This window comes from Zoogloea ramigera (assembly GCF_006539865.1).
GTDB lineage: Bacteria > Pseudomonadota > Gammaproteobacteria > Burkholderiales > Rhodocyclaceae > Zoogloea > Zoogloea ramigera.
Window position 1 is genome coordinate 1 of the sequence record NZ_BJNV01000012.1, and the last position, 17,923, is coordinate 17,923.

Below are 17,923 nucleotides of genomic sequence, written 5' to 3' on the forward strand. Positions count from 1 at the left end.
CCCCCCAAGGGGGTTCTAGGAAACCTGGGGCGGCCCTGCATTTCCTTGACAGGCTTTCAGCTGACGTTTTCAGGCGTGATTGAGGCCGAGCAGGTTCATCGGCCCGTTGGAGGTGTTCAGCACGATCGAGCTCATGCCGCTGCCCTGCTGCTGCTGGACGCCGTAGATCGACAGATCGCCGGTGTCGAAGGCAAACACATCGCCCGAAAGCTTGAGCAGGAGCCGGCGGGAAGCCGGAAACCAGGCGTAGGCCATGTCGTTCTGGCTGCCCGAACTGGCCGGCGAACCGAGCTCGGACGGCCACCAGTTGCCCGACTGCGCAAACCCCCAGTTGCCCTGGGGCGGTGCCATCGCCGGCTGGGGTTCACGGTGCTGGGACAGTTCGCTCAGCAGGCTGCCGACGCGCCACTTGAGGTTGTCGTTGAACATGTCACCGATCATCATCATGCCGCCGCTCATCCACTGGCCCATGCCGCCGAGCTCCGGGTGGCTGAACTGTGCCTGGCTGAAACCACCGGCCTGCAATGCCGCGTAAGCAGCGCGCCCTGCGTCACCACTGAACCCATGACGGGCTGCGATCTCTTCTATGCTCATGGGATTTCCTGTCGAAAGGTAAAAAATGTCTGGGCAAGCGGCTAGATCTGCCCCGCCGGGCGCGTGCCCGCCAGCGGCGGCAGGCCGTCGTCGGTCGACAGGGCTTCCGGCCGACGGCGGGGTAGCTCGACTGAATTGAACGCATCTTCGACGGCCTTGATGACGATCACCGGCGGCTCGGCACGAACACTGCCGAAGATCGTCGCGAACGAGACATCGGCCGCATCGCGCCCGACCCCGAAGCGCATCAGCCCCATCGGGATCGCGGTGGCGGAGGGGTCGAAGAGATACCAGCGGTCGCCGAGGAAGACCTCGACATAGGCGTGAAAATCACTCGGGCCGAGGGCCGGGTCGGCGCCGAAATCGATGCCGGTGGCGAAACGGGCCGGAATGTTGAGGGCCCGGCACAGGGCGATCATCAGATGGGCGAAATCCCGGCACACGCCAACCCGCTCGGTGAGCGTATCGACCGCCGAGGTGCTCGCGTTGGTGGTGGCCGACTTGAACTCGACGTGTTTGCCGACCCACTCGCAGATGGCGTGCACCCGGCCATAGCCCTGCGGCAGGTGGCCGAACTCGCGCATCGCCACATCGTAGAGGCGATCGGACTGGCAATAACGGCTCGGATACAGATAGGTCAGCACGTCGGCCGGCAGGCGGGCCACCGGCACCTCCGGGACCAGCGCCGGCGCGGCCACGTGGTGGTTCAGCTCGACCGTGGCGCTGTAGCGCAGGCGCAGCGGGCCGGGCTCGGCGCGGAGGCGCATGTAGCGGTTGCCGGTGGACGAATCGGTATGGACCTGGGGCAGCAGAAATTGCCCGAGTTCCATCATCTCCGTCACGACCCGCTGCTGGCGGGTGTGGGCGGCATGGATGTTGAAGACGAAGTCGCAGCCCGGCGGCGCGACTTCATATTTGAGCTCGACCGAGAATACCAGTCTGACCATGGGTGTCCCAGAAAGTGGCTTCGACGCGCGTTGCGGGTCGCCCGCCAGGATTGATCGTGTGGGCCGGCATGGCTGAACGCCAACCGGCAACAGGCCTCAATCCTACTCTGCGGCGGCGCAACATGCGGAATTTTGTGCGCTGCGATAACGGTATTACGCGTTTTCAGGCTCGGTACAGGTTCACATCGTCGCGGGTTGCCAGCGCAACCTTGCGGGCCGCGTCGGCAAAGTCCTCGCCCGACCCGGCATAAAGGATCGCCCGCGACGACGAGATCATCAGGCCCGTGCCCGCAGCCGTACGGCCGGCCCTGACGGTGGCCTCCACGTCGCCGCCCTGGGCACCGATGCCGGGCACCAGCAGCGGCAGATCGCCCACGATGGAGCGCACATCGGCGAGCTCTTGCGGGAAGGTCGCGCCGACCACCAGCGCGTTCTGGCCGTGGGTGTTCCACTTGCCGGCAACGAGCTCGGCCACGTGCTGGTAGAGCTTGCGCCCGCCCTCGACGGTGAGGTTCTGCAGGTCGGAGCCGCCCGGGTTGGAGGTGCGGCACAGCACGATCAGGCCCCGGTCGGAAAATTCGAGGTAAGGCTCGACCGAATCGAAGCCCATGTAAGGGTTCACCGTCAGCGCGTCGGCGCCGTAGCGCTCGAAGGCCTCGCGGGCGTACTGCTGGGCGGTGGCGCCGATGTCGCCGCGCTTGGCGTCGAGCACCACCGGCACCGTCGGGTGGTTCTGTTGGATGTAGGCGATCAGGTCCTGCAGCTGGTCTTCAGCGCGCTCGGCGGCGAAATAGGCGATCTGCGGCTTGAAGGCGCAGGCCAGGTCGGCGGTGGCATCGACGATGCCCTTGCAGAAAGCCAGCACCGCATCCGGCCGGCCCTTGAGGTGGGCCGGAAAACGCTTGATGTCCGGGTCCAGCCCGACGCACAACAGGGAGTCATTGTTCTGCCAGGCGGCAGCCAGCTTGGAACGGAAATCCATGATCGAAGGGCCCGCAGCCCGCAGAGTGAAATCAGGCTGCCAATTCTACCAGCCTAGCCCGCTGCGGGCCCGGGGCAGCGGCGGGCACCGGACTTCCCCGCCGCCCGCCGCCACGCCTCTCGAGGAAACGCAGGGCCGCCCCAAATTTGCGTTGCGGTGCCCTGAGGGCTCTTACAGCCGCTCGAACACCCCCGCCGCCCCCATGCCGGTGCCGATGCACATGCTGATCATGCCGTAGCGGCCACCGCTGCGCTGCAGGCCATGCACCAGCGTGGCGGTGCGGATCGCCCCGGTCGCCCCGAGGGGATGGCCGAGGGCGATGGCGCCGCCGAGCGGGTTGACCCGCGCCGGGTTGAGCTCGAGGTCGTGCATCACCGCCAGCGCCTGGGCCGCGAAGGCCTCGTTGAGCTCGATCCAGTCGAGCTGCTGCTGGCTGATGCCCACCTGCGCCAGCGCCTTCGGGATCGCCGCCACCGGGCCGATGCCCATGATCTCCGGCGGCACGCCGGCCACCGCATAGGTGCAGAAGCGCGCCAGCGGCGTCAGGTTGAACTGCTTGAGGATCTTCTCGGACACCAGCAACACCGCCGCAGCACCATCCGACATCTGGGACGCGTTGCCCGCCGTCACTGTGCCGCGGGCGTGGAAGACCGGCTTCAGCCGCCCAAGGCTGTCGACGCTGACATCGGCACGGGCGCCTTCGTCGTCTTCGGCAAGGCGCTGGCGAATACGCAGCTCACCGGTCTTCAGATCGGGCAGATGCTCGCTGAAGGCCAGGGGCGAGATCTCCGCCTTGAAATGCCCGGCGGCAATCGCCGCGCAGGCCTTGCGGTGGGATTCGACCGCGAAGGCGTCCTGCGCGTCGCGGCCGATCTGCCATTGCTGGGCGACCTTCTCGGCGGTCAGGCCCATGCCGAAGGCGATGCCGCGCTGCTCGTCGGCGGCGAACACTGCCGGGTTGACCACGACCTTGTTGCCCATCATGTTGGTCATCACGGTCATCGACTCGGTGCCGGCGGCGATCATCACGTCGGCGTTGCCGAGCTGGATCTGGCTGGCGGCGTCGGCTACCGCCTGCAGCCCCGACGAGCAGAAGCGGTTGATCGTGATGCCCGGCACCGTGTTGGGCAGGCCGGCCAGAAGCACGCCGATGCGCGCCACGTTCATGCCCTGCTCGGCCTCGGGCATCGCACAGCCGACGATCACGTCGCCGATCAGGGCCGGGTCCAGCCCCGGCGCCTGGGCCATCACGCTCTTCAGCACATGAGCCAGCAGGTCATCCGGCCGCACGTTGCGGAACATGCCCTTGCGCCGGGCGACCGGCGTGCGGGTCGCGGCGACGATGTAGGCGTCCTGAATCTGTCTTTCCATTTTGTTGTCCACCGTCTCAGTTACGCAGGGGTTTGCCGGTTTCGAGCATGTGCTGGATGCGCGCCCGGGTCTCCGGGGTCTTCAGGAGTTCAATGAATTCCCGGCGCTCCACTGCCAGCAGCCACGCTTCGTCCACCAGGCTGCCGTACTCCACCTCGCCGCCGCACAGGGCCACCGCCACCGCGCGGGAGACGCGGTAATCGTGGGCCGAGATCATGCCGCCCTCGCGCATGTTGACCAGGGTCATCTCCATGGCGGCGATGCCGGCGCGGCCAGCCACCGGCACCCCGCGCGCCGGCACCGGCGGCACGTAACCGGCGTCGGCCAGCAGGCGGGCCTCCTTGAGGGCGACCCACAGCAGCTCGCGGGGGTGGAACAGGATCGTGTCGTCCGCCGAGGCGTAGCCCAGCGCAACGGCCTCGTGGGCACTCTTGCCGGTCTTGCCGGTGGCGACGGCCATGAAGGCCGGCGTCAGCCTGCCGAGCACCTCGCCGGCGGTACCCGACTGGGCTGCCCAGCGCGCCGCGCCGAGCGCCAGCTCCTTGCAGCCGCCCCCCGACGGGATCAGGCCGACGCCCACCTCCACCAGGCCGAGCTGGCTCTCCAGCGCCAGCACGCGCTTGCGGGCGTGCATCGCAAACTCGCAGCCGCCGCCCAGCGCCATGCCCTGCACGGCCGCCACCACCGGCACAGGCGAAAACTTGATCGCCATCGCCGTCTGCTGAAAGCGGCTCACCGTGCGCTCGAGGCGCTCAAAATCGCCGGCCACGCACGCGTCGTGGATCTGCTTGAGGTCGGCCCCCACCGCAAACGGCGCCTCGTGCCAGATCACCAGGCCGTCCAGCTCACGTTCGGCGCGGGACAAGGCCTCCAGCAGTCCGTCCACCACGTCGTCGCCGATGGCGTGCATCTTCGACTTGAAGGAGACGATGCCGATGCCGGCATCCACGGTCGGCAGGCGCCACAGGCGCACGCCGCCGTTCTCGAACAGGGTTTCGCCGCTATCCTCCGGCCGTGCGCCGGCCTCGCCGAGGAGCAGCTCCGGGAAGAGCTGGCGCGTGTAGACCGGCAACGTGGAGCGCGGGACGTCCATCTGCCGGCACGCCGACCACGAGCCCGCCGCGCCATGCACGCCGCTGCGCCCGGGCGCCGTCACCCAAGCCGGCAGCGGCGCCCGGCTCATCGCCCGGCCGGCCTCGATGTCGGCGGCGATCGCCTGAGCCGTGTCGGCCCAGCCCGCCGCCTGCCACAGCTCGAAGGGCCCCTGCGCCCAGCCGAAGCCCCAGCGCAGCGCAAAATCCACGTCGCGGGCGTTGTCGGCCACGTTCTCCAGTTGCACCGCGCAATAGTGGAAGAGGTCGCGGAAGATCGCCCACAAAAACTGCGCCTGCACGTCGCCCGATTGGCGCAAAGCCTTGAGGCGGGCGGCCGGGTCGGCGAGCTGGAGGATGGCGGCGACTTCGGCGGAGAGGGCGTCGTCGCTGGCCCTGTAGTCGCCGGAGGCCGGGTCGAACACCTCGATCGTCTTGCCCTGCTTGCGGTATATGCCGGCCTTGGTCTTCTGGCCCAGCGCGCCGCGGGCGATCAGCCCATCGAGCCACGCCGGCGCCTTGAAGAAGGCATGCCACGGGTCGCTCGGCAGGGTGTCGCGCATGGTGTTCACGACGTGGGCCAGGGTGTCCAGGCCGACCACGTCGCCGGTCCGGAAGGTGGCGCTGCGAGGGCGGCCGATCTTTGGCCCGGTCAGGGCGTCTGCGGTGTCGAAGCCCAGGCCGAAGGCCGCGGTGTGGTGCATCACAGCCAAAATGGAGAACACGCCGATGCGGTTGGCGACGAAATTGGGCGTGTCGAGCGCCCGCACGACGCCCTTGCCCAGCCGCGTGGTGAGCCAGGTTTCGAGCCCGTCCAGCATCGCCGGGGCCGAGTCGCGGGTGGCGATGATCTCGACGAGGGGCATGTAGCGCGGCGGGTTGAAGAAATGGATGCCGCAAAAATTGGGCCGCAGCGCCGCCGGCAGCGCCTCGGCCAGCCCGTTGATCGACAGACCCGAGGTATTCGACGCCAGCACGGTGCCCGGCGTAACGAAGGGTGCGATGCGGGTGTACAGGTCGTTCTTCCAGTCCATCCGCTCGGCGATGGCCTCGATGATCAGGTCGCAACCGGACAACAATTCCAGGTGCTCGTCGTAGTTGGCCGCGTCGATGTACTGCAGCGTGTCGCGGCTCACCAGCGGCGAGGGCTGCAGGCGCTTGAGGCCATCGAGCGCCCTCTTCACCACGCCGTTCTTGTCACCCTCCTTCGCCGGCAGGTCGAACAGCACCACCGGCACCCTGGCATTGGCGAGGTGGGCGGCGATCTGCGCGCCCATCACCCCTGCGCCGAGGACCGCCGCTTTCTTGACTACCCATTTCATGCTTGGAATCTCCTGAATCTGCTTCATCCGGCCAGCTGCTCGCGCATGGCCTTCTTGTTGAGCTTGCCGACGCTGGTGCGAGCCAGGCTGTCGACGAAAAGCACCCGGTCGGGCACCGCGAACTTCGAGATGTGGCCCTCGTCGGCAAAGCGCTGGACGTGGGCCTTGATGTCATCGGCGGTGGCTGCCTGGCCGGCCTTGACGACGACCATCGCCAACGGGCGCTCGCCCCATTTGTCGTCCTTGACGCCGACCACCGCCACTTCAGTGACGGCCGGATGCTGGGAGACGATGCTTTCCAGCTCCAGCGACGACACCCACTCGCCGCCGGTCTTGATGACATCCTTCAGGCGGTCGGTGACCGTCAACATGCCGCGGGGGTCGATGGCGCCGATGTCGCCGGTGTGCAGGTAGCCGCCGGCCCACAGGTCTTGGGATGCGGCCGGGTTGTGCAGATAGCCCTGGGTCAGCCACGGGGTGCGCACCACGATCTCGCCGGTGGCCTTGCCGTCGCGGCTCACGTCAAGCATGTCGCCGTCCACGGTGCGCAGATCCACCAGCGGGATCGGGTAGCCGGTGCGGATGCGCTCGGCCGCTTCGGCGTCGACATCCGGCAGCGCACTGCGGACGTGGGCGATGGTCAGGATCGGGCAGGTCTCCGACATGCCGTAGCCCGAGAAGACGTCCATCCCCCGCGCCAGCGCCGCAGCGGCGAGGCCCTTGGGGAAGGCCGCCCCGCCGATGATCATCTTGCAGCCCGAAAGGTCCACGTCGGCGCCGGCCTTGTCGGCGAGCAGCATGTGCAGGATGGTCGGCACGCAGTGGGAGAAGCTCACGCCCTCGCTGGCGATCAGCTTGAGCAGCATGTCCGGGCTGTAGCGGCCGGGGTAAACCTGCTTCATGCCGAGCATGGTCGCCAGGTAAGGCATGCCCCAGGCGTGCACGTGGAACATCGGGGTGATCGGCATGTACACGTCGTCGCGGTGCACCCGCCCCTGCCCGGCCGCGCTGCCGAGGGCCGTCGCCACCGCCAGGGTGTGCAGCACCAGCTGCCGGTGGCTGAAATACACGCCCTTCGGCAGCCCGGTGGTGCCGGTGGTGTAGAAGGTGGTGGCGCGGGTGTTCTCGTCGAAATCAGGGAAGTCGTAGTCCGGCGATGCCGCGGCCAGCAGGGCTTCGTATTCGCCGGCGTAGGGGATGCCGAAGCTGCCCAGGGTGGCGCCGTCGTCGCTGATCAGGATGAAGCGCTTCACCGTCTCGAGCTGGTCCTTGATGATCGCCAGCATCGGCACGAACTCGGCGTTGACGAGCAGCACGTCGGCCCGGGCGTGGTTGAGCGTGTACAAAATCTGCTCCGGCGACAGGCGCACGTTAACGGTCTGCAGCACGGCGCCCATCATCGGCACGGCAAAGAAGGCCTCCAGGTAGCGGTGGCTGTCCCAGTCCATCACCGCCACCGTGCTGCCCGGCCCGACGCCGAGCCCGGCCAGCGCGTTGGCCAGCCGGTTCAGGCGCTCGAAGAACTGGCGATAGCTGTGGCGCTGCCGGTCGCGGTAGACGATCTCCTGCCCGCCGGCGGTGGCCCGGGCGGAATGCAGCAGCTGCTTGACGAGCATCGGATAGGCGTAGGCTGAGGGCGTCGCCCCGGCGGGTTCGAGCGGCATGCGTGTCTCCTGCTTATCGTTTTTGAAGCAAAGAGCGTATGCCTGCGGCCGATCGATTCCTGCCGGATATTTCCATCGGCGCTGTCAGATATTTCTGATAACGCGCCCTACTCCGCCAGCCCGTGCTCCAGGCAGTAGCGCACCAGGTCGGCGTTGCTGTGCAGGCCGAGCTTGGCCAGCACGCGGCCGCGGTAGGTGCTCACCGTCTTCACGCTGAGGCAGAGCTCATCGCCGATGTCGGTCAGCGAAACGCCCTTCACGATCAGCCGCAGCACATGCCATTCCCGCTCGGTGAGCCGCTTCCAGGCCGGCGGGGCCTCGCCGGCGGCGGCCTGCAGCAGGCTGCCCTGGGCCATGCCCGGCGGAAGGTAATAACCGCCGCCCGCCGCGATGCGGATCGCCGCGAGCAGCTCGGTGGCCTCGCGGTCCTTCGACAGGTAGCCCCGCGCGCCGAGCTGCAGGGCGATCGGCGCGTACTGTGCCTCCGGGTACATCGACAGCAGGATGACCGCCTGGGTCGGCCACTCGAGCCGGATGCGGCGCAGCGTGTCGAGGCCGCTGCGGCCACTCATGTTGATGTCCAGCAGCACCAGCCCGTAGCTGCGCCGGCGCAGGCACTCGATCGCCTCCTGGCCGTTGGCCGCCTCGGCGACGATGCGCATGTCGGGCTCGTCCGAGAGCAGGCGGCGCATGCCGCTGCGGAAGATCGCGTGGTCGTCCACCATCAGGATCTCGATCACGGGGCATCCTCCAGCGGAAGGTCGAGGCACAGGCAGGCGCCGCCGGCCGCGCCGGGCTGCACCGACAGGCTGCCGCCGAACTCCCGCGCCCGCTCGGCCATGCTCACTAGGCCGATGCTCTTGCCGGTGGGCGTGAGGCTGGCGAGGCCGCGGCCGTTGTCCTCGATGTCCACCGCCAGCCGGCCGCCGCCGCTGCCGAGGCGCAGCACCACCCGGCTGGCGTCGGCGTGGCGGGCGATGTTGGTCAGCGCCTCCTGGCAGATGCGGTACACCGCGGTGGCGCGCGCCGGCGACAGCTGCGCCTCGAAGCCCTCGGCGACCAGCTCGCAGGCGATCTCGGTGCGCGCCGAGAAGCGCTGAAGCTCGGCCTCCAGCGCCGAACGCAGGCCGAGGTGGTCCAGCCCGCCCGGGCGCAGGTCTTCCGAAATGCTGCGCACGGTGTCGATGCTCTCCTGCGTCAATTGCAGCAGGTCGCCAACGATGGCCTTGATCCCCGCATCGTCGCTGCGCCGGCTGATGCGCTGGATGTCGAGCTTGATCGAGGTGAGCATGCCCCCGAGCACGTCGTGCAGTTCGCGGGCGATGCGGGCGCGCTGCTCTTCGCGGGCAGTGTTGATGTAGGCCGCCAGCTCGCGCAGGCGTTCGCGCGATTGCGCGAGCTCGTTCTGCTGCCGCCGCTGCTCGGTGATGTTGACCCCGACCCCGACCACCGCCGGCCGGCCGCGGTAGATCACGCTGGAGCCATGCACCTCCAGGTAAACCGGCTCGCGGTTGCGGTGCCAGCCGATGGTGGTGTAGCGGATGCTCGGCACCTCGCCGCTAACCCGACGGTGGAAGTTGGCGATGGTCTCGGCCTGCATCTCCGGGTACACCGCGTGGCGCAGGTGCATGCCGGTCATCTCTTCAGGCGTGTAACCCAGCATCGCGGCGAAGGTGGCGTTCACATACTGGAAGACTTCGTCCTGGATCACATACATGCCCGCCAGCGACTGCTCGACGATGCCACGAAACGGAATGTCCAGATTGGGGTTCACGTTCGATACCTTTCCCGCAGGACGCAAATGAAAAAAGGGGCCCGAAGGCCCCTGGTCGCTACGCGGCGGCGGTCGTCGCCCTTTGTGAAACGGCGACCGCCGGACCGATCCGAAGATCAGTGAGCGTGGGCACCCTCCGCACCCAGGCCGGTCTGCGCCCGGATGTACTGCTCTTCGAAGGCCGCAGCTTCACGCGCCGCACGCTCGCTCTTGTCGGTGACCGACAGCAGCCAGGTGACGAAGAAGGCCAGCGACATCGACACGATGGCCGGGTGGTCGTACGGGAAGATCGCGGCCTTGTTGCCCAGGATCTTGACCCACACGGTCGGCGACAGGATCACCAGGCCCACCGACGACACCAGGCCGGCAATGCCGCCCCACAGCGCGCCGCGGGTGGTCAGGCCCTTCCAGTACATCGACAGGATGAGCACCGGGAAGTTGACCGACGAGGCCACACCGAAGGCCAGCGCCACCAGGAACAGCACGTTCTGGTCCTTGAAGGCAATGCCGAGCACGATCGCCGTGATGCCGAGGCCGACGGAGGCCATGCGGGTCACCTTCAGTTCCTGCTCGCTGGTCGCGGTGCCCTTCTTGATGACGCGGGCGTAGAGGTCATGGGAGATCGCCGAAGCGCCGGCCAGGGCCAGGCCCGACACCACCGCCAGGATGGTGGCGAAAGCCACCGCCGACAGGAAGCCGAGGAAGATGTCGCCGCCGACCGCCTTGGTCAGGTGCATCACCGGCATGTTGCCGCCGCCGATCAGCTTGCCGCCCACCTGGCCGCCTTCGAAGAAGGCCGGGTTGGTGCCGACGATGGAGATCGCCGCGGCGCCCAGGACCATGGTCACCAGGAAGAACAGGCCGATGAAGCCGGTCGCGTAGAACACCGACTTGCGGGCCTCCTTGGCGTTCGGCACGGTGAAGAAGCGCATCATGATGTGCGGCAGGCCGGCGGTACCGAAGAGCAGGCCGAGGGACAGGGACAGCGCGGAGATCGGGTCGGCCATCAGCGAACCCGGGATCATCAGCTTCTCGCCCGCCTTGTGGGACTCGATCGCCTTGGTGAACAGGTTCTCGAAGGACCAGCCGAACTGGGCCAGCGTCAGCAGCATCAGCGAAATGCCGCCGCCCAGCAGCAGGCAGGCCTTGATGATCTGCACCCAGGTGGTGGCGGTCATGCCGCCGAAGGTGACATACACCATCATCAGGATGCCCACCACGGTCACCGCGGTGTTGTATTCCAGGCCGAACAGCAGCTGGATCAGCTGGCCTGCACCGACCATCTGGACGATCAGGTAGAAGCACACCACGGTGAGCGAACCGATGGCCGCGAAGGTGCGGATGCGGTTCTGGTCGAGGCGGTAGGAGGCGATGTCGGCAAAGGTGAACTTGCCGAGGTTGCGCAGCCGCTCCGCGATCAGGAACAGGATGATCGGCCAGCCGATGAAAAAGCACACGGCGTAGATGAAGCCGTCGTAGCCCTTGAAATACACCATCGAGGTGAGGCCGAGCAGGGTTGCCGCGGACATGTAGTCACCGGCAATCGCGAGGCCGTTCTGAAAGCCGGTGATGCCACCGCCGGCGGTGTAGAAGTCGGCGGTGGATTTGGTCTTGCCGGCGGCCCACTTGGTGATGCCCAGCGTGGCGACCACGAAGACCAGGAACATCGCGATGGCGCTGACGTTGACCGGCTGTTTCTCGACGCCTTCGATGGCGCCCGGGCCCGCAAAGGCGGCGAAGGACGCGGCCAGCAGGCTGCCGGCGATCAATGCGGTGATGGAGCGCTTCATTTGCGGGCCTCCTTCAGCACTTCTTCGGTGAGGCGGTCGAATTCGCCGTTGGCACGGCTCACATACACGCCGGTGAGCAGCCAGCCGCCGACCACGATCAGCGCGGCGATCGGCCAGCCGATGGTGATCACGCTGCCGTCGCTGATCTTGCCGGCGAAGAGCTGCGGCTGCAGGGACACCAGCAGCATGTAGGTGTAGTAAGGCACCAGCACGACTAGCGACAGGATGACGGCGAAGCGGGTGCGCTTGCCGACCAGCTCGGCAAATTTCGGATTGCTCCGGATTTTTGCCTGGATATTGGATTGGGACATATAGCCTCCTCTGTACCCGATTGGTTGAAAGACGGTGTTATTGCTGTTCTCGGTTTTCGATATTTCTTGTGTGCCCGGATTCACCACTGGAGCGGTGGCCGCCGGGCCGTCGGCCCTGCATCACATGTTCGGATAGTTCGGCCCGCCTCCCCCTTCGGGCACGGCCCAGTCGATGTTCTGGGTTGGATCCTTGATGTCGCAGGTCTTGCAGTGCAGGCAGTTCTGGGCGTTGATCTGCATCCGCGGGCCGCTCGGGTCCTCGACGATTTCATACACGCCGGCCGGGCAGTAGCGGGTTTCCGGGGCGTTGTAGAGGGCCAGGTTGGTGCTGATGGGCACCGACGCGTCCTTCAGGCGCAGGTGACAGGGCTGCTCTTCGGCGTGGTTGGTGGCCGAAATGAACACCGACGACAGGCGGTCGAAGCTGATCTTGCCGTCCGGCTTGGGATAGACGATCGGCGCGCACTCCGACGCCTTCCTGAGCTGGGTGTGGTCGGCGTGGTGATGCAAGGTCCACGGCGCCCGGCCCTTGAGCAGGTAGGTGTCGATGGCGCTGTAGGCGATGCCGCCCAGGAGGCCCCAGCGGAAGCTCGGGCGGATGTTGCGCACCTGGTAGAGCTCGTCCCACAGCCAGCTCTGCTTGAGACGTTCGGCGTAGCCGAGTACTTCGTGGCCGGTCTGGCCTTCGACGGTGAGGTGGGCGAACAGCGCCTCGGCGGCCTCGATGCCCGACTTCATCGCCATGTGGGTGCCCTTGACCTTGGGCACGTTGAGGAAGCCCGCGGTGTCGCCGATCAGCACGCCGCCCGGGAAGCTAAGCTTGGGCACCGACTGGAAGCCACCCTCGTTGAGCGCCCGCGCGCCGTAGGCGATGCGCCGGCCGCCCTCGAAGACATTGCGGATCTCCGGGTGGGTCTTGAAACGCTGGAACTCCTCGTAGGGCGACAGGTGCGGGTTGCTGTAATCCAGCCCGACCACGAAGCCCACCGCCACCTGGTTGTTCTCGAGGTGGTACAGGAAGGAGCCGCCATACACGTCGGTGGACACCGGCCAGCCCACGGTGTGCATCGTGAGGCCCTGCTGATGCACCTCGGGGCGCACCTCCCACAGCTCCTTGATGCCGATGCCGTAGGTCTGCGGGTCGACGCCCTCGCGCAGATTGAACTTGCTGAACAGGCCCTTGGTGAGGGAGCCGCGGCAGCCTTCGGAGAAGACCGTCTGGCGGGCGTGCAGCTCGATGCCCGGCTGGTAATTGGGGCCGGGTTCGCCGTTCTTCTCGACGCCCATGTCGCCGGTGGCGATGCCCTTCACCGAGCCACGCAGTTCACCCTCTTCGTGGTACAGCACCTCGGAGGCGGCGAAGCCCGGGTAGATCTCGACGCCCAGCGCCTCGGCCTGCTCGCCCAGCCAGCGCACCACGTTGCCCAGGCTGACGATGTAGTTGCCATCGTTGTGCATCTGGGGCGGCGTGGGCAGCTTGTAGGCCTTTTCGGTGGTGAGGAACAGGAAGCGGTCTTCCTTCACCGGGGTGTTCAGCGGGGCGCCGCGTTCCTTCCAGTCGGGAAAGAGTTCTTCCAGCGCGCGGGGCTCGATGACGGCACCGGAGAGGATGTGGGCGCCGACTTCGGAGCCCTTTTCGACGACGCACACCGACAGCTCGGCGCCGGCTTTCTCGGCGAGCTGCTTGAGGCGGATCGCGGCGCTGAGGCCCGAGGGGCCGGCGCCGACGATCACCACGTCGTATTCCATCGCTTCACGCGTCATTCTTGCTTTCTCCGGAAACTGGGTTGCTGCAGCTAGATGTTGGGGGGCTGTGCCAAGGGAGACGTGGGGCGACTTCAGTCGCCCGCCCGCGCCTTGAGCATCGACATGCCTGTGATCGAAGCCCGAGGGCGACTGAAGTCGCCCCTACAGCCGCCCTCGGGTTTGGCTGAACGCTTAAAAAAGTGCTTCTTCGAGGGCCAGCACCGACTCGGCGCCACCGACGATGGCATCCCGGTAGCTGTTGGCTTCGGGGATGACGTGCTGGGCGAAGTAGGAGGCGGTCGCGATCTTGGCCTTGTAGAAGTCACCGTCGGCGGCATCCAGGCGCTCGGCAGCAACGGCGGCGGAGCGGGCCATCAGCCAGCCGCCGACCACGATGCCGGTGAGCTTGAGGAAGGGCACCGAGCCGGCCGCGGCGGCCTGCGGGTTGGCGTCGTAGTTGGCGATCAGCCAGTTGGTGGCTTCGTCGAGGGCGGCGATGCCGTCGCCCAGGGCCTCGGCGATCGCCTTGAGCTGGGCGTTGCCCGAGGCACGCAGCGCGGAGCCCGTCTCGGCGATGTCGGCGAGCAGCTGCTGCATGCTCTTGCCACCTTCCTTGGCGGTCTTGCGGCCGATCAGGTCGTTGGCCTGGATCGCGGTGGTGCCTTCGTAGATGGTGATGATGCGGGCGTCGCGCATGTACTGGGCGGCGCCGGTTTCCTCGATGAAGCCCATGCCGCCGTGCACCTGCACGCCGTTCCAGGTGATGCCCTGGGCGTTCTCGGTGCACCAGCCCTTGACCACCGGGGTCAGCAGCTCGAGGCGGCGCTGGTTGGCGGCGCGCACGTCGGCGTCCGGGTGGCTGTGGGCGCGGTCCATGCAGCCGGCCACGTAGTAGGCGATGGCGCGGCCGGCCTCGGTGCGGGACTTCATGTCCATCAGCATGCGGCGCACGTCCGGGTGGTGCAGGATCGGCTTCTTCTCGCCGCTCTTGTCGCCGATGATCTTGCCCTGGATGCGCTCACGGGCGTAGGCCAGCGCGTGCTGGTAGCTGCGCTCGGAGACGCCGACGCCTTCGAGGCCGACGTTGAGGCGGGCGTGGTTCATCATCGTGAACATGTACTCGAGGCCGCGGTTCGGCTCGCCGACCAGGTAGCCGATGGCGCCGCCGTTGTCGCCGAAGGACATGACGGCGGTGGCGCTGCCATGGATGCCCATCTTGTGCTCGATGGAGGCGCAGATGAGGTCGTTGCGCTCGCCCAGGCTGCCGTCGGCATTGACCAGGAACTTCGGCGCGATGAACAGCGAGATGCCCTTCACGCCCGGGGGCGCGTCCGGCAGGCGGGCCAGCACGAGGTGGATGATGTTCTCCGCCATGTCGTGCTCACCCCAGGTGATGAAGATCTTGGTGCCGGAGATGGCGTAGCTGCCGTCGCCGCGGGGCTCGGCCTTGCTGCGGATGGCGGCCAGGTCGGAGCCGGCCTGCGGCTCGGTGAGGTTCATCGTGCCGGTCCACTTGCCGGACACCATGTTGGGCAGGAAGGTCGCCTTCAGCTCGTCCGAGCCGTGGTGGGCGATGGCCTCGACGGCGCCCAGGGTGAGCATCTGGCACAGCGAGAAGGAGATGCTGGCCGACTTCCACATTTCGAGCACGGCGGTGGACACGGTGACCGGCAGGCCCTGGCCGCCGAACTCGGTGGAAGCGGGCATGCCGTTCCAGCCGGTCTCGCAGAAGGTGGCGTAGGCTTCCTTGAAGCCGTCGGCGGTGGTGACCACGCCGTTGTTCCACTTGTTGCCCTGCTTGTCGCCCACCTTGTTGAGCGGATCGACGACTTCGGAGGCGAACTTGCCGGCTTCGTCGAGGATGGCCTCGACCAGATCGGAGGAGACATCCTCGTTGCCGGGCAGGCCGACGATCTCCTGCAGGCCGGCCAGCTCGTTCATGGCGAACAGCATGTCCTTCACGGGGGCGACGTAAGTGCTCATGGTGGTTCCTTGCAAAGTGGGGTAGTAGGCCGGGCGCTGGCCCGACGGGCGGTACGTGATCGGAAACGGTGTCGGGCCGAAGCCCGACCTAGGGCGTCAGAGCGCGGCGACCAGCTGCGGCACGGCTTCGAACAGGTCGGCCACCAGGCCGTAGTCGGCCACCTGGAAGATCGGGGCCTCGGGGTCCTTGTTGATCGCCACGATCACCTTGGAATCCTTCATGCCGGCCAGGTGCTGGATGGCGCCGGAAATGCCGACGGCCAGGTAGAGCTGCGGGGCGACGATCTTGCCGGTCTGGCCGACCTGGTAGTCGTTGGGCACGAAGCCGGCATCGACTGCCGCGCGGCTGGCGCCCATCGCGGCGCCGAGCTTGTCGGCCAGCGGCTCGAGCACGCTGCGGTAGGCGTCGCCGCTGCCCAGGCCACGGCCGCCCGAGACGATGATCTTGGCTGCGCCCAGCTCAGGGCGGGCCGACTTGGTGAGTTCGCGGCCGACGAGCTTGCTCTGGGCAAGGTCGGGGCCGGCGGCGACGGCTTCGACCGTGGCGCTGCCACCGGTACCGACAGCGTCGAAGGCGGTGGTGCGCACAGTGATCACCTTGACCGCGTCGGACGACTTGACCGTGGCCAGCGCGTTGCCGGCGTAGATCGGGCGCACGAAGGTGTCGGCGGATTCGATGGCGACGATGTCGGAGATCTGGGCCACGTCTAGCAGCGCAGCGACGCGGGGCAGCACGTTCTTGCCGTAGGTGGTGGCGGGCGCCAGCACGTGGCTGTAGCCGCCGGCCTGGACGAGGCCGACCAGCAGCGCGGCGAGGTTCTCGGCGCCTTGCTCGGCGTAGGCGGCGGCGTCGGCCACCTTCACCTTGGCGACGCCGGCGAGCTGGGCGGCGGCCTGGGCGGCGGCGGCGCAGCTGCTGCCGGCAACCAGCACTTCAATGTCGGCGCCGAGCCTGGCGGCGGCGCTGACGGTGTTGAGGGTGGCGGCCTTGAGGCCGGCGTTGTCGTGTTCGGCAATGACGAGGATGGGCATGTCTTTTGTCTCCGTATTTCTTGGGCGCACTGCAAGGGTGTCGGGGCGATGTAGGGATTGAACAAGTCGCTCCCTACAGGGTTGTCACAGCACCTTGGCTTCGTTCTTGAGCTTGTCGATCAGCTGGGCCACGTCGCCCACGCGGATGCCGGCGCTGCGCGCGGCGGGTTCGACCACCTTGAGGGTGGTCAGGCGCGGGGCGACGTCGACGCCCAGCTCGGCCGGCTTGACGGTCTCGAGGGGCTTCTTCTTGGCCTTCATGATGTTGGGCAGCGTGGCGTAGCGCGGCTCGTTGAGGCGCAGGTCGGTGGTGATCACCGCCGGCAGCGGCAGGGCCAGGGTCTCGAGGCCGCCGTCGATCTCGCGGGTGACCTGCACGCCGTCGCCGCCGACTTCGACCTTGGAGGCGAAGGTGGCCTGGGGCCAGCCGAGCAGCGCGGCGAGCATCTGGCCGGTCTGGTTGGAGTCGTCGTCGATGGCCTGCTTGCCGAGGATGACGAGCTGGGGCTGCTCCTTGTCGACCAGGGCCTTGAGCAGCTTGGCGACGGCCAGCGGCTGCAGCTCGACGTCGGATTCGACCAGGATGCCCCGGTCGGCGCCGATCGCCATCGCGGTGCGCAGGGTTTCCTGGCACTGGGCGACACCGGCCGAGACGGCCACGATCTCGGTGGCCTTGCCGGCTTCCTTCAGGCGCACGGCTTCTTCAACGGCGATCTCGTCGAAGGGGTTCATGGCCATCTTGACGTTGGCCAGCTCGACACCGCTTTGGTCGGCCTTGACGCGGATCTTGACGTTGTAATCGACGACGCGTTTGATGGGAACGAGAATCTTCATGGCTGCTTGTCTCCGTTGGATTTATTCGATGGCCGAGCTGGACTTGGCCGGGTGGCGCAGGGCGAACTTCTGGATGATTCCGGCGGAAGACCTGGACGCCCTGGCGAAAACCAGGCGCGCACGGCAGCGAGGGGCGATGCCTGCGGCCGCCACCTTCGCGTCTTCCCTTGTTTCAATGTAAGTGGCCAGCACGTCGCCCGATTTTGCGTCGGGCCTGGCGAGCACCGCGGCGCTGAGCGCGGCCGGGTGGCAGTTGAGCATCTCTTTCGACACCTTGTCTCCTCCTGGATCTGGACGCCACTTTGTCGAGGCGGTGGCTCTGGGGCCTTCCCTTTTTTTGGCGTCCGTGACGGACTGCCGGGGTTCGGGCAGAAGATTCGCAAATAAACTTGTCGGAAGTTTCGTGAAAATGTACTCAATCTTGTCAGCCCCCATCGGCTCGCCGGCCAGGGTCTAGAATCGACCGGAAAACATGTGTTTGC

General features: G+C 67.2%; 15 protein-coding genes. All 15 read right to left on the reverse strand.

Translation table 11 applies throughout. From position 1 onward, the window contains the following. Positions 1 to 69 precede the first annotated feature (69 nt). The gene (locus tag ZRA01_RS05210; protein ID WP_141349986.1) at positions 70 to 594 is read right to left on the reverse strand and encodes a hypothetical protein; all 525 of its coding nucleotides are present in this window, start codon (positions 592 to 594) and stop codon (positions 70 to 72) included. 41 nt (positions 595 to 635) lie between these two features. Beyond that, entirely contained in the window at positions 636 to 1,541 is a 906-nt protein-coding gene (locus ZRA01_RS05215; protein ID WP_141349988.1) for a transglutaminase-like domain-containing protein, read from the reverse strand. A gap of 163 nt (positions 1,542 to 1,704) precedes the next feature. After that, complete coding sequence (gene pyrF / locus ZRA01_RS05220; protein ID WP_141349990.1) at positions 1,705 to 2,523, reverse strand: orotidine-5'-phosphate decarboxylase; 819 nt, start codon at positions 2,521 to 2,523, stop codon at positions 1,705 to 1,707. A gap of 171 nt (positions 2,524 to 2,694) precedes the next feature. Next, positions 2,695 to 3,894, reverse strand: coding sequence for an acetyl-CoA C-acyltransferase (locus ZRA01_RS05225; RefSeq protein ID WP_141349992.1), 1,200 nt, complete (start codon positions 3,892 to 3,894; stop codon positions 2,695 to 2,697). A 16-nt stretch (positions 3,895 to 3,910) separates the two neighbouring features. Continuing rightward, positions 3,911 to 6,307, reverse strand: a complete 2,397-nt coding sequence (locus ZRA01_RS05230) for a 3-hydroxyacyl-CoA dehydrogenase/enoyl-CoA hydratase family protein (RefSeq protein WP_141349994.1) — start codon at positions 6,305 to 6,307, stop codon at positions 3,911 to 3,913. 23 nt (positions 6,308 to 6,330) lie between these two features. Continuing rightward, entirely contained in the window at positions 6,331 to 7,971 is a 1,641-nt protein-coding gene (locus ZRA01_RS05235) for a fatty acid--CoA ligase (protein WP_141349996.1), read from the reverse strand. 107 nt (positions 7,972 to 8,078) lie between these two features. Continuing rightward, entirely contained in the window at positions 8,079 to 8,711 is a 633-nt protein-coding gene (locus ZRA01_RS05240) for a response regulator (protein ID WP_141349997.1), read from the reverse strand. Beyond that, complete coding sequence (locus ZRA01_RS05245; protein ID WP_141349999.1) at positions 8,708 to 9,745, reverse strand: PAS domain-containing sensor histidine kinase; 1,038 nt, start codon at positions 9,743 to 9,745, stop codon at positions 8,708 to 8,710. The genes ZRA01_RS05240 and ZRA01_RS05245 overlap by 4 nt, the downstream gene beginning before the upstream one ends. 116 nt (positions 9,746 to 9,861) lie before the next feature. Further along, complete coding sequence (locus ZRA01_RS05250) at positions 9,862 to 11,535, reverse strand: cation acetate symporter (RefSeq protein WP_141350001.1); 1,674 nt, start codon at positions 11,533 to 11,535, stop codon at positions 9,862 to 9,864. Next, the gene (locus tag ZRA01_RS05255; RefSeq protein WP_141350003.1) at positions 11,532 to 11,846 is read right to left on the reverse strand and encodes a DUF485 domain-containing protein; all 315 of its coding nucleotides are present in this window, start codon (positions 11,844 to 11,846) and stop codon (positions 11,532 to 11,534) included. The genes ZRA01_RS05250 and ZRA01_RS05255 overlap by 4 nt, the downstream gene beginning before the upstream one ends. A gap of 120 nt (positions 11,847 to 11,966) precedes the next feature. Next, a complete protein-coding gene (locus tag ZRA01_RS05260; RefSeq protein WP_141350005.1) occupies positions 11,967 to 13,610 on the reverse strand; it encodes an electron transfer flavoprotein-ubiquinone oxidoreductase in 1,644 nt (547 codons plus the stop codon). Between the two features lie 174 nt (positions 13,611 to 13,784). Further along, positions 13,785 to 15,575 (reverse strand): acyl-CoA dehydrogenase C-terminal domain-containing protein, encoded by a 1,791-nt coding sequence (locus ZRA01_RS05265; RefSeq protein ID WP_141350007.1) that lies wholly within the window; start codon positions 15,573 to 15,575, stop codon positions 13,785 to 13,787. Between the two features lie 96 nt (positions 15,576 to 15,671). Further along, positions 15,672 to 16,607 carry an electron transfer flavoprotein subunit alpha/FixB family protein gene (locus tag ZRA01_RS05270; protein ID WP_141350009.1) on the reverse strand — a complete coding sequence of 312 codons (936 nt, stop codon included), beginning with the start codon at positions 16,605 to 16,607 and terminating at the stop codon, positions 15,672 to 15,674. An 84-nt stretch (positions 16,608 to 16,691) separates the two neighbouring features. Continuing rightward, entirely contained in the window at positions 16,692 to 17,441 is a 750-nt protein-coding gene (locus tag ZRA01_RS05275; protein WP_141350011.1) for an electron transfer flavoprotein subunit beta/FixA family protein, read from the reverse strand. A 21-nt stretch (positions 17,442 to 17,462) separates the two neighbouring features. Continuing rightward, complete coding sequence (locus ZRA01_RS05280) at positions 17,463 to 17,876, reverse strand: hypothetical protein (RefSeq protein ID WP_141350012.1); 414 nt, start codon at positions 17,874 to 17,876, stop codon at positions 17,463 to 17,465. Positions 17,877 to 17,923: the final 47 nt, after the last annotated feature.

Excerpts from the sequence above, each read along its gene's own strand:
- ZRA01_RS05210 (WP_141349986.1), bottom strand. The coding sequence starts at position 594 with ATGAGCATAGAAGAGATCGCAGCCCGTCATGGGTTCAGTGGTGACGCA.
- ZRA01_RS05215 (WP_141349988.1), bottom strand. The coding sequence starts at position 1,541 with ATGGTCAGACTGGTATTCTCGGTCGAGCTCAAATATGAAGTCGCGCCG.
- pyrF (WP_141349990.1), bottom strand. The coding sequence starts at position 2,523 with ATGGATTTCCGTTCCAAGCTGGCTGCCGCCTGGCAGAACAATGACTCC.
- ZRA01_RS05225 (WP_141349992.1), bottom strand. The coding sequence starts at position 3,894 with ATGGAAAGACAGATTCAGGACGCCTACATCGTCGCCGCGACCCGCACG.
- ZRA01_RS05230 (WP_141349994.1), bottom strand. The coding sequence starts at position 6,307 with ATGAAATGGGTAGTCAAGAAAGCGGCGGTCCTCGGCGCAGGGGTGATG.
- ZRA01_RS05235 (WP_141349996.1), bottom strand. The coding sequence starts at position 7,971 with ATGCCGCTCGAACCCGCCGGGGCGACGCCCTCAGCCTACGCCTATCCG.
- ZRA01_RS05250 (WP_141350001.1), bottom strand. The coding sequence starts at position 11,535 with ATGAAGCGCTCCATCACCGCATTGATCGCCGGCAGCCTGCTGGCCGCG.
- ZRA01_RS05255 (WP_141350003.1), bottom strand. The coding sequence starts at position 11,846 with ATGTCCCAATCCAATATCCAGGCAAAAATCCGGAGCAATCCGAAATTT.
- ZRA01_RS05260 (WP_141350005.1), bottom strand. The coding sequence starts at position 13,610 with ATGACGCGTGAAGCGATGGAATACGACGTGGTGATCGTCGGCGCCGGC.
- ZRA01_RS05265 (WP_141350007.1), bottom strand. The coding sequence starts at position 15,575 with ATGAGCACTTACGTCGCCCCCGTGAAGGACATGCTGTTCGCCATGAAC.
- ZRA01_RS05270 (WP_141350009.1), bottom strand. The coding sequence starts at position 16,607 with ATGCCCATCCTCGTCATTGCCGAACACGACAACGCCGGCCTCAAGGCC.
- ZRA01_RS05275 (WP_141350011.1), bottom strand. The coding sequence starts at position 17,441 with ATGAAGATTCTCGTTCCCATCAAACGCGTCGTCGATTACAACGTCAAG.
- ZRA01_RS05280 (WP_141350012.1), bottom strand. The coding sequence starts at position 17,876 with ATGGGGGCTGACAAGATTGAGTACATTTTCACGAAACTTCCGACAAGT.